Source organism: Zhengella mangrovi, assembly GCF_002727065.1.
Classification (GTDB): Bacteria; Pseudomonadota; Alphaproteobacteria; order Rhizobiales; family Rhizobiaceae; genus Zhengella; species Zhengella mangrovi.
The window spans coordinates 56934-71264 of sequence record NZ_PDVP01000016.1; the positions used below are offsets into that span (position 1 = coordinate 56934).

Sequence of the window (14331 nt, forward strand, 5' to 3'; positions counted from 1 at the left end):
ACGATGGAAGCCTGGATCGAATCGCTGACCCCCGCGATGGCGGATCTCTTCGACAAGGGCGGCCCGGCCATGGTGGCGCTGGCCATCCTGTCGGTGCTGGTGGTTGCGGTCTTCCTGCAGAAGGTTCTCGGACTGGCCGCCGAAAGCATGGCCACCGGACGGGCCCAGAAGGGGCGCCGCTCGTCCGGCGTGCTCGGCAAGGTGCTGGTCCGCCTCGACGACATGCGCGACGGTGCCACGCCGGATCAGCTGGAGACCGAGGCCGACATTGCCGCCCGCTCGGGCATGGCGAAACTGCGGCGCGGCATCGGTTTCCTGCACCTGGCCACGGCCGCCGCGCCGCTGATCGGCCTGCTCGGCACCGTGCTGGGCATGATCGAGGCGTTCCAGAAACTGGAGAATGCGGGTGACCAGGTGAACCCGGCGCTGCTGGCCGGCGGCATATGGGAAGCCCTCCTGACAACCGCGGCCGGCATGGTGGTCGGTCTTGCCGCACTGGTCTTTGCCGCTGTCCTCGAGGCCATGGCGGGCAATATCGCGCGGCGCATGGAAGCCGCCATCAATCGCGCGCTCGTCCGGCCCCGGTCGGCCCCACGGACCGAGCCATGAGCCGCCGCCGCATCACGCTGGCCGCCGAGACGCGCCGCCCGGGCGTCAACCTGACGCCGATCATGGATGTCGTCTTCATCCTCGTGATCTTCTTCATGCTGGCCGCCCAGTTCGTCCGCCAGGCCGAGCAGCCGCTGGCCCTTGCCCCTGCCGGCGATCAGGCTGCCATCGAAACCGACGCTGCACCGCCACAGGAACTGCGTCTCGAGGGGCAACAGGTCCTGCTGGACGGGCAACCCTTGCCCGCGGACGCCCTCGTTCCGGCACTGTCCTCAGGCGACGACACGCGCTTGCTGATCACCGTCGGGGCCGACGCTCCCTACCAGGCCCTCGTGACGACTCTCGACGCCGCCGCCAAGGCGGGACGGACCAGGGTTGCGACGCGAACCTTGGGCGATGGATCGCAGGAGGCGAGGCCATGAAGCCGCTGCGCCTCGAAACCCCGCGCCCGCCGCAGGGCGATTCGACCCTGCCGCTGATCAATATCGTCTTCCTGCTCCTGATCTTCGTCATGCTCTCCGGCGTCATTCGCGCCGCAGACCCCCTGCCGCTGAAACCGGCCGTCGCCGCTGTCGATCCGGCTGGTGCACCGATGGCGGAGCGGACGCTCTACGTTGCCGCCGACGGCCGGATGGCGTGGAACAGCCTGGAGGGCGATGCGGCCTTGACCGGCTTTGGCACTGCCTTCGTTGAAGGCGCCTGGGACCGGGCCTGGCTCAAGGCCGACCGCGATGCCGATGCGGCAAGGATCGTGGACCTGACCGGGACCCTGCGTGCGGCCGGCGTCACCTCGCTGACCATGATCGTCGAGGCCAGGCCATGAAGCTGCTGCGCGCCGTGATTGCCATCCTGCTCTCGCTCGGCCTCCATGCCGCGCTGGCAGCGGTCGTCGCCAGGGGCATGGACGGTGGAGGCGACAGCAGCGAACCGGGTGACATGAGCGTGACCGTGACCCTGATCGAGGCAGCCGGGTCAGACGAGACGGAAGCCGATCCGGAAATGGCGTCGCTCCCGGACGGAGAGCAGTCAGCGCCGGAAACGGAGGACCGCGCGGCCACGACCGATGCCGCAGCCGCCGAAGTGGAAACGCCCGTGGAAACGGCCCGGCCGGACGCCGCGGAGATCACTCTGCCGCAACCGGTGCCGGACCTGCCGACGGCGCCCCCCGTTGTTGATCTCGCGCCGGTCGATATCGCCGCCGCCCTGCCTGCTCTCGCCATGCCGCAGACCGCCCCGCAGGTTCCCCCTCCGCCCGCGGAGGAAGCCTGGAGCGAGCTGCCGCAGACCGTCGCGGTGCTGCCCAGCCCTCGCCCCGAGATCGCGAAAGCCGCGCCGGAACAAGGTGCCGGCAAGGTGCTGCGGCGGGTCGGGCCGAAGCCTTCCCGCGAACCGGCCAGGCCACGGAAAGGCAAACCGTCGCGGAAAGCCGGCACCGATGGCGGATCGAAGGGCGCGGCCACGGCGAGCCAGCGCAGCCAGCGTGGCAAGCAGGCCGGACCGTCGCGCGCCGGGCTGCGCAGCGCGATGGCGAGCTATGGCGCACGCGTCAACAGCCACGTGGCGCGCCGCAAGCCGCGCAGTGCCGATGGCCGCGGCACGGTGAGCCTGAACCTGCGTATTGCCCGCAGTGGCGCCCTGCTCGGCGCAAGTATCAGTTCCAGTTCGGGAAATGCAGCGCTGGACCGCAAGGCGCTGGAGACGGCGCGCCGGGCGGCGCCCTATCCCCCTCCGCCGGACGACCTGCCCGGCAAGAGCCTTGCCCTGCGCATCCGGCTGAGCTTCCGCTGACCCCGGGCAGGCTTCTGATCGTTCAGCTCTCCTGGATGGCGTAACCGGCGCCGCGGATCGTGCGGATCACGTCCGGCATGTTGCCGATGTTCACCGCCTTGCGCAGCCGCCCGATGTGGACATCCACGGTACGCTCGTCGATGTAGATCGTCTCGCCCCAGACATTGTCGAGCAACTGCCCGCGCGAGAACACCCGGCCGGGATGCTGCATCAGGTATTCCAGCAGGCGGAATTCGGTCGGCCCCAGCTTCACCTCCCGCTTGGCGCGGTAGACGCGGTGCGTCTCGCGATCCAGCATGATGTCGCCGACGGACAGCGTGCCCGACAGCATTTCCGGCTTGGCGCGCCGCAGGAGCGCCCGCACCCGCGCCAGGAACTCCGGGGTCGAGAAGGGTTTGACGAGGTAGTCGTCGGCCCCGGTGGACAGGCCGCGGACCCGGTCGCTTTCCTCGCCGCGCGCCGTGAGCATGATGACCGGCAGACGCTCGGTCTCCGGGCGCATCCGCAGCCGCCGGCACAGTTCGATGCCGGAAACGCCGGGCAGCATCCAGTCGAGAACCAAAAGGTCGGGCACGTTTTCCCGCAGCCGCAGTTCGGCTTCGTCGCCGCGCGACACGACTTCCACCTCGTAGCCCTCGGCTTCGAGATTGTACTGCAGCAGGACGCCCAGCGGCTCCTCGTCCTCGACGACCAGAATGCGCGGGGATGCCATCGTCTGTCGCGCTCCTCAGCCCATGCCTTCGGCGACCGCATCGACCTTCGGCCGTGCCATCGGCAATTGGTCACCGGTGATCATGTAGAAGGCGTTTTCCGCGATATTGGTCACGTGGTCGCCGATACGCTCGATGTTCTTGGCGCAGAACAGCAGATGTGTGCAGGCCGAGATCTTGCGCGGGTCTTCCATCATGTAGGTCAGCAGCTCGCGGAAGACCGACGTGTAGGCCATGTCGATCTGCTCATCGCGGTTTCGGATCTCCTCGATCTCGTCGGCCCGCCGGCTGACGTAGACATCGATGATGTCGTTGACCTGCTTGCGGGCGAGATCGGCCATCTTCTCGATGCCGAAGTTCGGCTCGCGCATCACCACCATCTCGCCGATCGAGCCGACCCGCTTGCAGGTGCTCTTGGCGAGATCACCGATCCGCTCCAGGTCGCCGGCCATGCGCATCGCGCCCACGGCGAAGCGCAGGTCCTGGCCCATCGGCTGGCGCTTGCCGATCAGCGTCACGGCGCGGTCGTCGAGATCGCGCTGCATCTGGTCCATCAGGCGGTCTTCCGAAATGACCCGCTGGGCCAGCGCCGTATCGCCGGTCAGCAGGGCCCGCGTCGCCATGTCCACCATTTCGCCGGCGCGCTCGCCCATGGAACGGATCATGGCGTCAATCGCGTCGAGTTCCTCGTCGAACGAGGTCACGGTATGGTCTGTCATCACTCAGTCTCCGGGAAGGGGCGGCTCAGCCGAAGCGGCCGGTGATATAGTCCTGGGTCCGCTTGTCGTCCGGGTTCGTGAACATCTTGTCCGTCGGCCCCTCTTCGACCAGGACCCCGAGATGGAACATGGCGGTGCGCTGGGAAACGCGCGCGGCCTGCTGCATGGAATGGGTCACGATGACGATCGTGTAGTTTTCCTTCAGCTCGTCGATCAGTTCTTCCACCTTGGCCGTGGCGATCGGATCGAGCGCCGAGCAGGGCTCGTCCATCAGGATGACCTCTGGCGACACCGCGATGGCCCGCGCGATGCACAGGCGCTGCTGCTGGCCGCCCGAAAGGCCCGTGCCCGGCTCGTCGAGCCGGTCCTTGACCTCTTCGAAAAGGCCGGCCTTCTGCAGGCTCGTGACCACGATCTCGTCGAGGTCCGCCTTCGATCTGGCCAGCCCGTGAATCTTCGGTCCGTAGGCGATGTTCTCACGAATCGACTTCGGGAAGGGATTGGGCTTCTGGAACACCATGCCGACCCGTGCGCGCAGTTCGACCACGTCGACGGCCTTGTCGTAGATGTCCTCGTTGTCCAGCGTGATCTTCCCCGCCACGCGGCAGATGTCGATCGTGTCGTTCATCCGGTTGAGACAGCGCAGGAAGGTAGACTTGCCGCAACCCGACGGCCCGATCAGAGCCATGACCTGGTTCTCGCGGACATCCAGGTCGACATCGTAGAGCGCCTGCTTTTCGCCGTAGTAGACGCAGACCTTCTCGCCGCGCATCTTCAGCGGATGGGTTTCGTTTTGTGCCATCGACTTGTCTTTGAGTGCTTCTTCAATCTGGGTTTCGGTACGCATGTTCATGTCGGCGCTCCGTGGGATCCGGTCACCAGCGCCGCTCGAAGCGTCGACGCAGTATGATGGCGGTAATGTTCATGATCGCAAGGAAAATCAGGAGAATGATGATCCCGCCCCAGGCCCGCTCGTAGAACGCCGGGTCCGCCCGCTTGGCCCATTCGAAGATCTGTGCCGGCATGGCGGAATTGGGGTGCAGGAAACCGTCGGCGATGCCGTCGGGATAGTTGGAGGCGATGAAGCCCACCATGCCGATGAGCAGCAGCGGCGCGGTTTCGCCGAGCGCCTGCGCCAGGCCGATGATCGTGCCGGTGAGGATGCCCGGCATGGCGAGCGGCAGCACGTGGTGGAAGACCGCCTGCATCTTCGAGGCGCCAATACCGAGCGCACCCTCGCGAATGGATGGCGGCACGGCCTTCAGCGAGGCCCGGGTCGAGATGATGATGGTCGGCAGCGTCATCAGCGTCAGCACGAGGCCACCGACGAGCGGTGCCGACTGCGGGAGATTGGCGAACTGGATGAAGGCCGCCAGGCCGAGAATGCCGAACACGATGGACGGCACGGCCGCCAGGTTGGCGATGTTCACCTCGATCAGGTCGGTCCATCGGTTCTGCGGCGCGAATTCCTCCAGGTAGATCGACGCGGCAACGCCGATCGGCAGGGCCAGGAACAGCACCACCAGCATCATGAACAGCGAACCCAGCATGGAGACGCCGATGCCGGCCTGTTCCGGACGCGAGTCCGAAGCGTCAGACCCGGTGATGAAATCCCAGTTGAAATGCTTCACCACGGTTCCGTCGGCCTTCATCTGGTCGACGAGGTCGAGGTGCCCGGCATCGAGGTTCTTGTCCTCGGCCAGCGCGGCGCGGGTGACGCGTCCCTTGAGATATCCGTCGACACGCGACGAGGCGAGAAACTGGAAGTCGATCGTCTTGCCGGCATCGCCCGGGTTCGCCAGGACATGCTCGCGAAGCTGGGCCGCGGCGCTGGACGACAGGATGTCGCCGAGTTTGCGCGGATCGGTGAACTCCGTCTTGTAGCCGGCGGCCATGATCTTGTCGGCAAGGGCAGCCTCGATCATGGCGCGGTACTTCGACGTCTTGACGACGGACTTCTCCGCCGCGGCGATCTGCTCGGCGTTGAGCGGGATCGAAACCTTGACGAACGTCTGCTGGAAGGCGCCGACGCCATTGGTGATGATCGAAAAGAGCAGCGCGACAAGGAAGAATAGGCCGATCGCGATGGCGACGATGCCGTAGAGCTTGAACCGGGCTTCGGCGGCGTTGCGCGCTTTCGTCCGCTTGGCCGTCTCGTCGGCATTCGGGCGTCCGGACGGCAGGAGGCCGGTGGTCACGTCGGTCATTCGTACTGCTCCCGGTACTTGCGAACGATGTAGAGCGCGAGGATGTTAAGCCCCAGCGTGATGACGAACAGCGTCATCCCGAGCGCAAAGGCGACCAGGGCTTCCGGCGAGGCGAAGTCGGCGTCACCGGTCAGCTGGCTGACGATCTTGGCGGTCACCGTCGTCATGGCATCGAACGGGTTGAGCGACAGCCGCGCGGCAGCGCCGGCGCCAAGCACGACGATCATCGTTTCGCCGATGGCGCGCGAGGCCGCCAGCAGGATGGCGCCGACGATGCCCGGAAGTGCCGCCGGCAGGACCACCTGCTTGATCGTTTCGGAATGGGTGGCGCCAAGGCCCAGCGATCCGTCGCGCATGGCCTGCGGCACTGCGTTGATGATGTCGTCGGACAGCGACGAGACGAACGGGATCAGCATGATGCCCATGACGAGGCCGGCCGTCATGACGGCGGTTCCCGCCTGCATCCAGCCGACCGTATTGTCGCCGAAGACGCTGAGCAGCAGCGGACCGACGGTCAGCAGCGCGAACAGGCCGTAAACGATGGTCGGGATGCCTGCCAGCACTTCCAGCAGCGGCTTGGCGAAATTGCGCACCATCGGGCTGGCATATTCCGAAAGGTAGATCGCAGCCATCAGGCCGATCGGGACGGCGACCGCCAGCGCGATGAAGGAAATGTAGAGCGTGCCCCACAGGAGCGGCAGGATGCCGAGCTCCGACCCGCCGCCGAAACTCGGGACCCAGGTCAGGCCGAAGAAGAAGTCGGTCGCCGGGTAAAGGCCGAAGAACTCGATGGTGTTGAAGATCAGCGACAGCACGATGCCGACGGTGGTCAGGATCGCGATCGATGCGGCCGCGATCAGCAGGCCCTTGACGAAGGCTTCCACCGTGTTGCGGGCGCGGAAGCGCGGTGCGATCTGGCGCCAGGCCATGACGAACCCGCCAAGCGCCAGCACCACCGAGACAATGGCCAGCGACAGGGAGCCGGTCGCGGTCAGGGCCCGGTAGCGTTGCGCGGCCTTCAGGACCTCGGGGCGGACATCGCCCGCCAGGGCGACGCCGACCTTGGCCAGGCGTTCGCGTACGTCGGTGGACGCCGCGTCCAGCGAGGATGCCTGCTCCTCGGTCATCGCGCCGGCCTGGATGGCGGTGTCGAGACCGTCTGCGACGCGCTGGACATCGGCCATGATGATGCTCATCGACGAACCGGCCGGAACGGCGTCGGCCGGGATCATCGAGGTCACCGCGTTCTGGACCGCCAGCGGCTGGACGAGCAGCCAGATGGCCATCACCAGCAGCGACGGCACGGCGGTGAAGAGAAAGACGTTGGTGCCGTGATAGCCCGGCACGGAATGAAGCTGCCGGATATCGCCTCCGGCACTGGACAGGGCACGGGTTCGGCCGAGAAAATAGCCGGCAGCGGCAACGATCAGGATTGATACGAAGACCCAAAATACGAGCATGTCGGCCCCGCCCCTTGCTGGATCCGGCCCTTGCCGGATGATCGTCGGAGGGCGGCATGTCTGCCGCCCTCCTTGCGTTCAGGTTCCTCGAAGAACCGGATCGCGGATTACATGCTGCCCATCGTGACTTCGTTGGCAACCTGTTCTTCGGTCTTGGCCAGTTCCGGATCGGCGACCAGGCCGTACTGGGCCAGCGGGCCCTTGGGACCGGCGATTTCCTCGGAAACGAAGAACTCGGCATATTCCTTCAGGCCCGGGATGGCGCCGATGTGGGCCTTCTTGATGTAGAAGAACAGCGGGCGCGAAACCGGGTACTCGCCGGAAGCGATCGTCTCGGTCGACGGCGTGATGCCGGACATGGTCGCCACTTTCAGCTTGTCGGTGTTGTTCTCGTAGAAGGCCAGGCCGAACACGCCGATACCGTCCTTGTTGGAGTCGATGCGGGCCAGGGTCTCGGTGTAATCGCCGTCGATGTCAACCGCCTTGCCGTCGGTGCGGACCGCCATGCAGGCCTTCTCGGCGTCCTTCTCGCTCATGCCGGCGTCTTCCATAGCCTTCATGGCGCCGGAGTCTTCGCAGCCCTGCTTCAGGACCTTCTCTTCGAAGACTTCGCGGGTGCCGTGCTTGGTGCCCGGAATGAAGGCGGCGATCTCGACGGCCGGCAGTTCGCCGTTGGCGTCGGCCCAGGTCATGTTCGGGTTCTCGACCAGCTTGCCGTCCTTGAGAACCTTCGCGCCGAGCGCGTTGAACCAGTCGGCCGGGGTGAACGCGTTGAACGCCGGGCCATCCTTCTGGGAGGCGAAGACGATGCCATCATAACCGATGCGGACTTCGATGATGTCCTTCACGCCGTTCTCGGCGCAGGTCTTGATTTCCTTTTCCTTGATCTTGCGCGACGCGTTGGCGATGTCGATCGTGTTTTCGCCGACGCCTTCGCAGAAGCGCTTCAGACCGGCCGAGGAACCGCCGGATTCGACGACCGGGGTCGGGAAATCGGTGTTTTCACCGAAGGCTTCGGCCACGATCGAGGCATAGGGAAGGACGGTGGACGAGCCTGCGATCTGGATCTGGTCGCGGGCGGCGGCGGCGCCGGCGGAACCGGCGGCAACAACAGCAGCAGCGGCCGTCGAGAGAAGGAATTTCTTCATGGTGATTGCTCCATCTTGGGCAGTTTGGGCGCGCTCTTCGATGCGCGCGACAACCCCCTAAAGCAGCTATGTAACAGTTCGATGACACATCTGTGTCAGTCCTGATACAGCCTCTTGACGACGTCAACCGGCACCGGGGCAACGAAGCAGGGAGCCGATGGATCGAAGTACAACCGGAGGCACTCAGCGCCCGTTTATCAAAGGGAAAAGTCCGGCGGGGTTCGAAAACGGGCGTGCTGAAATCCCGTGCCGGGTTTCCCTTGAGCTGAATTGTGGGGCAATCGCTCAACCGCGGCAAGATCCGGACCCCGCCGGAAAACCGGCCTGACAGAACAACCGGCACAAGCAGGGTAGGAAAAGTCCGGCCCCTGCGCATATGGTGCGAAAACACCATTTCGGAATCCGTTCGGAAACGCGACGATGGCATGCTTTCGCGCATGCTGCGGCATGTGGGGGCTTTTCGAAAGCGCAGGCGGCGCAGGCACGCTGGTTTGTTTGCGCCGCCATGACCCTGCTGAAATCGGGGGTTCGTGACGCGGCGGAGATAGCTGCGGCCGGCCTGGAAACCGGTTCTGGGCAAGCGCGCCGGCGCGATCAACGGGCTACGGTATGGGCTCGCGTCCGTCCGCGCGCCATGCGGCAATCCGGTCGGACGGGATTGCGCGGAGCGAGGGGGGGCCCCGCGAACGGATTCGTCGCACACAGGGCAGCCCGCCGACAGCCCAAGCAATTCCGGCGAAGGCGGACATCGGTTTCACGTCCGGAATTGCGGCCGGGAATAAAGCAATTCCAGCGAAGGTAGGCGCCGGTTTCGCGCCCGGAATTGCGGCTGGGCACAAAGCAATTCCAGCGAAGGTAGGCACCGGTTTCGCGCCCGGAATTGCGGACGGGAATAAAGCTATTCCGGCGAAGGCGGACACCGGTTTCACGCCCGGAATTGCGCCAGGCAACCAACCCGGTGGCTCATCGGACGCGGCAATGCGCTAGCCGAAACGGCTGTTGGTCTTTTCCTTGTCGTCGAGCCATTCGCCGACCTTGCGCAACAGCGTGTCGGGCGAAATCGGCTTGGAAAGGTAGTCGTCCATCCCGCTTTCCAGGCAGCGCTCGCGGTCGCCTTTCAGCGCATGGGCCGTGACGCCGACGATGGGCGTGCGCGCCCGGCCGTCACGCTGTTCCGCGCGGCGGATGTGGGCCGTCGCTTCCAGCCCGTTCATCTGCGGCATGGAGACGTCCATCAGCACGAGGCGCGGCGACATGTCGTCCCAGGCCTCCACGGCCAGTTCGCCGTTGTTGACCATTTTGAACGAATAGCCGGTGTCCGCCAGGATCTGCGTCAGAACGAGCTGGTTCACCTCGTTGTCCTCGGCCACGAGGATGTCGATGCGGTGGCGATCGTTCGTCGCGGCAACTGGCGCGGCGGCGGGCTCGGGTGCCGGGTCCGGTGGGTCGGCGCGTTCCTCCTCGCTGACCGAAACTTCGACTGCCGGCGGTTGCGCCGCCACGAAGACCTGTCCGGGGGCGCTGGGTCCGGCCCGCCGCTCCTGCACCGCGTTGACGATGGCGTCCAGCAGCGCGGACGAGCGCACCGGCTTGACCAGCGATGCCGAAATCCCGAGCCGGGCACTCAGTTCGCTTTCGAGGCCCTGGTCGACCGAGGACAGCAGGATGATCGACACGTCAGCCAGCTTCGGATCGCTGCGGATGGCCGCGGCAACCTGCGCGCCGTTCATGCCCGGCATCTGGTAGTCGAGCACGACGCAATCCACCGCCAGCCCGTAGCCGGCCGCCGCCTTCAGGATGGCCATGCCCTCTCGCCCGTCTTTCGCCGCGCAGGCGTCGAACGACCAGGATTGCATCTGTTCCATCAGGATGGAACGGTTGACCTCGTTGTCATCGATGACGATGATTCGGGCACCGGTGATATCAACTGGCGTCTTCACGGTCCTTGCCCTTTCTCCATGGTTCTCGAGTTCGATCTCAACCCAGAAGGTGGATCCCTCGCCGAGCTCGCTTTCGGCACCGATGCGCCCGCCCATCAGGTCCGCCAGGCGCGACGTGATGGCCAGCCCGAGCCCCGTTCCCTCGTGCCGCCGCGTCGACGAGCTGTCGACCTGGCTGAACTTCTCGAACACGCACTGCAACTTGTCGTCCGGGATGCCGATACCCGTGTCCGAGACCGAGATCCGCAGCCGGCTCCGCTCGCCGAGATCCTGCCCCGTGACATCGACCAGGACATGACCGGTTTCGGTGAACTTCACCGCATTGCCCATGAGGTTTGTGATGATCTGGCGCACGCGCCCGGCATCCCCCACGTAGCTTGACCGCAGGTTCGGGTCGATCCGCACGATCAGTTCCAGGTCCTTCTCCTTGGCCCGCACCGACATCAGCGTGGCCACGTCTTCCACCGCTTCGGCGAGCGTGAAGGGAACGGGATCCAGCACCAGCTGACCGGCATCGATCTTCGAGAAGTCCAGGATGTCGTTGATGATGGTCAGCAGCGCGTTGCCCGACTTGACGATGATGTCGGTGAACGTGCGCTGCTTGCTGCTGAGCGCCGTCTTGGCCAGCAGTTCGGCCATGCCGAGCACGCCGTTCATCGGCGTGCGGATCTCGTGGCTCATGTTGGCCAGGAATTCCGACTTGGCCCGGTCGGCCAGCTCCGCCTTGCGGCGCGCTTCGTTGAGCGCGATCTCGCGCTCCTTGGCCTCGGTGATGTCCATCCGGATGTCGAGCAAGGTCCCGGTCGAGGTCCGGCGCAGGTCGAGCAGGTGCCAGCGCCCGTCGGAACGGTTGAGCTCCATCGGGCCGTCATGCGCAAGTGCCTCGTCGCGCAGCGCGTGCTGGCGCCGGATCCAGCGCCATCGGCCGCTTTCGCTCTCGATGTGATGGAAGGCGAGCGTTTCGACGAGCTGGGAGAAGGTCATGCCCACCGTGACCGGCGCACCTTCCTGGGAGTCGAGAAATGCCTTGTTGGCGATGGTCAGCCGGTCGTCCTCGCCGAAGATCGTGAACGACTGGTCCATCGCGTCCACGGCGTCCTGCAGCAGCTGGTTGGCGCGCCGGGCTTCCTCTTCCCGTTCCTTCACGGCGGTGATGTCGGTGCGGATGCCCACGCGGTCGCCCAGCGGCGTCATCTCGTCGCGCCGCATCATCCAGCGCCCGTCATGTGTCTTGAAGACGATTTCCTGGCCGATTTCCTCCGCGCGCTTCGCCCCGTTCTCGGCAACCCATGCCTCCTCGCGGCCGACGGCCTCGGCGACGATGCCGGAGCGGGCAAATTCCAGGAACATTTCGCTGAACGTCCGGCCCTCTCTCAGGTCCGGCAGGAATTCGAACTGCTTGCGGAACGCGTCGTTGCAGGCGACGAGCACGTCGTTCTCGTCCCACAGCACGAAACCGTCGGTCATGGCGTCGATGGCGCCCTGCAGCCGCCGCCGGGCGGCTTCCGCCTCGACGCGCGCCGCCGCGGCCTCCGATTCGCCCTTCTTCAGCTCCGTCACGTCGTTCAGGAACCCGGCCACGTAGGTGCGTCCGTCCGCCGCGATGATGCGGTTCTTGCGCACCGTGCGCCAGCGCGTTTCGCCGCCGGCTTCCCAGCTTTCCAGCGCCATGTAGGGCTCGCCGGTTTCCAGCACCGCGCGTTCGCTTGCCTCGAACTGCTCTGCCAGGTCACGGGCGACGAGATCCGCCGCCAGCTTGCCGTTGATCGACGGCACCTCGAGGTCCAGCGTCCGGGCCATGGCCCGGTTGGCGCAGACGAAGCGCAGGTCCTCGTCCTTGACGAAAATCGCCTGGTCGAGACCATTGATCACCTCGTTGGCCAGCGACGCGTTGGCCAGTGCGTTCTCCAGCGCGGCCTCTCGCTCCTTCAACGCGGTGATGTCCGTCCTCAGCCCGATGAAGGTGCCATCCTCCATGCGCTTGTTGGAAAACCGCACCCAGCGGCCGTTGGCCAGCCGGACGTCGTATTCCTCGAAGGGCTGCTGGTAGCGGCGGACCCGTTCCGCCACCCATTCGCCCCGGTCGGCCTCGGGTCCGTGGACCACCTGGCCGGAGTCGAAGAGTGCGCCGAGAAAGGCTTCCAGCGTCGTGCCCGGCGCGAACAGTGACCGGTCAAGATCCGGGTAGAGGGCGCGCATCGCCTCGTTGGTCATGTAGAGGCGGTCATGGACATCATAGACGATCACGCCGCCTTCCAAAGACGAGAACACGCTTTGCAGCAGCTTGCGCGACTGGTCGAGCTGTTTCTGCAACGCCGTGAACCCGTCCTCGTCGGACAGCAGCGCAGAGACGTCGCGGGAGACGCCGCGATATCCCAGGAAGGTGCCATCCTCATCGAACAGCGGGAAGCCCGACGTGATGAAATAATGGAAAGTCCCGTCGCGCGAGGTAAAGGCGCCGCGGAAATCGCGGAACGGCTTGCGCTCGCTGATCAGCGAAAGATGCGCGGCCATCTGGTCGGCGCTGAGCGCGATCCGGCTGAAAACCTGCTCCCGCGTGTATCCGACCAGCATGGACGGCGAGACCCCGGAGCCCCGGATCGAGTCCGACACCCAGGTGAAACGGCCTTCCGCGTCAAGCTCGTAGACCCAGTCGGCCGCCGCTTCGAGCAGGCGCCACACCTCGTCGCTGCCAAGATGCCCGCGGTCGCTCCCGGCAGCATGCCCCGGGGCCTTGGCCTTGTGATCGTGGGTGCGAGTCATGACAGCGTTTGTCTTCTCCGTCCCGCCGGAATGCGGATGTACCGGGACCAGACACTAGTTGCGAATCGTTGACGTGCGCTTAACGTTAACGAATTCCAACAATGGCCAGACAGGGAGGCACACACGCATGACCAGCGGCACAGACCAAGGCGGAGCGGGGTTTCTCTTGGATGGGCCACCGGATGCGCCGGTCACGCTGCTGCTCGCCCACGGTGCCGGTGCCCCGATGGACACGCCCTGGATGAACGCCGTGACCGCGGCGCTTTGCGGGCACGGTCTCGCGGTGGCGCGATTCGAGCTTGCCTACATGGCGGCCCGCCGCGATGGCGGAAAGCGCAAGCCGCCGCCACGTACGCCGGTCCTGGAACAGGAGTTCCGCGAAGCCATCGAACGGCTGGATGCGCCGGGCCGTCTGGTCATCGGCGGCAAGTCCATGGGCGGGCGGATCGCCAGCATGATCGCGGACGACCTGTATGATGAAGGCCGGATCGCCGGCCTGGTCTGCCTCGGCTATCCGTTTCACCCGCCGGGCAGGCCCGCCACGTTGCGAACCGCCCACCTTGCCGGCCTGGTGACGCCGGCGATGATCTGCCAGGGCACGCGCGATCCCTTCGGCACGCGTGAGGAGGTCGGGACCTACGACCTTTCGCCCGCGATCGGCCTGCACTGGCTGGAAGACGGCGACCACGACCTGAAGCCGCGCAAGGCATCCGGTCTCACCCTGGAGGCCAGCATTGCCGGCGCCGCCGATGCCATATCCCGCTTCGTGACCGGCCTGAACTGAGCCCGCGCTGCACCCAAGGCCTCCCCGTGGATGGCACGGGGCTTGCATTTTCCTGTGAAGGCGCCGGCATCCGTCTGCGCCAAGCCCTTGATTGACATGGAGTCCGGCGAAGAAATCCGCCCGGGAACGGCGGGAGGCCAGGTCAGCAGACTTCAAATTGCATACAACCGGATCGCAAATGCCTATTTTTCAGACATGGAGAA

12 protein-coding genes are annotated in these 14331 nt (G+C 65.7%); 5 read left to right on the forward strand and 7 right to left on the reverse strand.

What is annotated here, in order from left to right; genetic code table 11:
• Window positions 1-3 precede the first annotated feature (3 nt).
• Genes CSC94_RS19620 through tolA form a run of 4 tightly spaced genes read left to right on the forward strand, consistent with a single transcriptional unit; the run spans window position 4 to window position 2397 of the window.
• On the forward strand, window positions 4-609 hold the full coding sequence (locus CSC94_RS19620) for a MotA/TolQ/ExbB proton channel family protein (RefSeq protein ID WP_099308074.1): 606 nt from the start codon (window positions 4-6) through the stop codon (window positions 607-609).
• Window positions 606-1031 carry an ExbD/TolR family protein gene (locus tag CSC94_RS19625; protein ID WP_165784517.1) on the forward strand — a complete coding sequence of 142 codons (426 nt, stop codon included), beginning with the start codon at window positions 606-608 and terminating at the stop codon, window positions 1029-1031. Before CSC94_RS19620 ends, CSC94_RS19625 begins: the two co-directional genes overlap by 4 nt.
• On the forward strand, window positions 1028-1432 hold the full coding sequence (locus CSC94_RS19630) for an ExbD/TolR family protein (protein ID WP_099308076.1): 405 nt from the start codon (window positions 1028-1030) through the stop codon (window positions 1430-1432). Before CSC94_RS19625 ends, CSC94_RS19630 begins: the two co-directional genes overlap by 4 nt.
• Window positions 1429-2397, forward strand: coding sequence for a cell envelope integrity protein TolA (gene tolA / locus CSC94_RS19635; RefSeq protein WP_099308077.1), 969 nt, complete (start codon window positions 1429-1431; stop codon window positions 2395-2397). The genes CSC94_RS19630 and tolA overlap by 4 nt, the downstream gene beginning before the upstream one ends.
• A 22-nt stretch (window positions 2398-2419) precedes the next feature.
• On the opposite strand, the gene phoB is transcribed toward tolA, so the two are convergent.
• From phoB to CSC94_RS19670, 7 genes are all read right to left on the reverse strand, one after another.
• Window positions 2420-3109, reverse strand: coding sequence for a phosphate regulon transcriptional regulator PhoB (gene phoB / locus CSC94_RS19640; RefSeq protein WP_099308078.1), 690 nt, complete (start codon window positions 3107-3109; stop codon window positions 2420-2422).
• A 15-nt stretch (window positions 3110-3124) separates the two neighbouring features.
• Complete coding sequence (gene phoU / locus CSC94_RS19645; RefSeq protein ID WP_099308079.1) at window positions 3125-3826, reverse strand: phosphate signaling complex protein PhoU; 702 nt, start codon at window positions 3824-3826, stop codon at window positions 3125-3127.
• A gap of 25 nt (window positions 3827-3851) precedes the next feature.
• Complete coding sequence (gene pstB, locus CSC94_RS19650) at window positions 3852-4679, reverse strand: phosphate ABC transporter ATP-binding protein PstB (protein WP_099308080.1); 828 nt, start codon at window positions 4677-4679, stop codon at window positions 3852-3854.
• A gap of 22 nt (window positions 4680-4701) precedes the next feature.
• Window positions 4702-6033 (reverse strand): phosphate ABC transporter permease PstA, encoded by a 1332-nt coding sequence (gene pstA / locus CSC94_RS19655; protein WP_099308081.1) that lies wholly within the window; start codon window positions 6031-6033, stop codon window positions 4702-4704.
• Window positions 6030-7493, reverse strand: coding sequence for a phosphate ABC transporter permease subunit PstC (gene pstC / locus CSC94_RS19660; protein WP_099308082.1), 1464 nt, complete (start codon window positions 7491-7493; stop codon window positions 6030-6032). Before pstC ends, pstA begins: the two co-directional genes overlap by 4 nt.
• Before the next feature lie 107 nt (window positions 7494-7600).
• A complete protein-coding gene (locus CSC94_RS19665) occupies window positions 7601-8641 on the reverse strand; it encodes a substrate-binding domain-containing protein (protein WP_099308083.1) in 1041 nt (346 codons plus the stop codon).
• Window positions 8642-9624: 983 nt separating this feature from the next.
• Window positions 9625-13344 carry a response regulator gene (locus CSC94_RS19670; RefSeq protein WP_099308084.1) on the reverse strand — a complete coding sequence of 1240 codons (3720 nt, stop codon included), beginning with the start codon at window positions 13342-13344 and terminating at the stop codon, window positions 9625-9627.
• A gap of 127 nt (window positions 13345-13471) precedes the next feature.
• On the opposite strand from CSC94_RS19670, the gene CSC94_RS19675 reads away from it, so the two are divergent.
• Complete coding sequence (locus CSC94_RS19675; RefSeq protein ID WP_099308085.1) at window positions 13472-14128, forward strand: alpha/beta family hydrolase; 657 nt, start codon at window positions 13472-13474, stop codon at window positions 14126-14128.
• The last annotated feature ends 203 nt before the right edge of the window (window positions 14129-14331 follow it).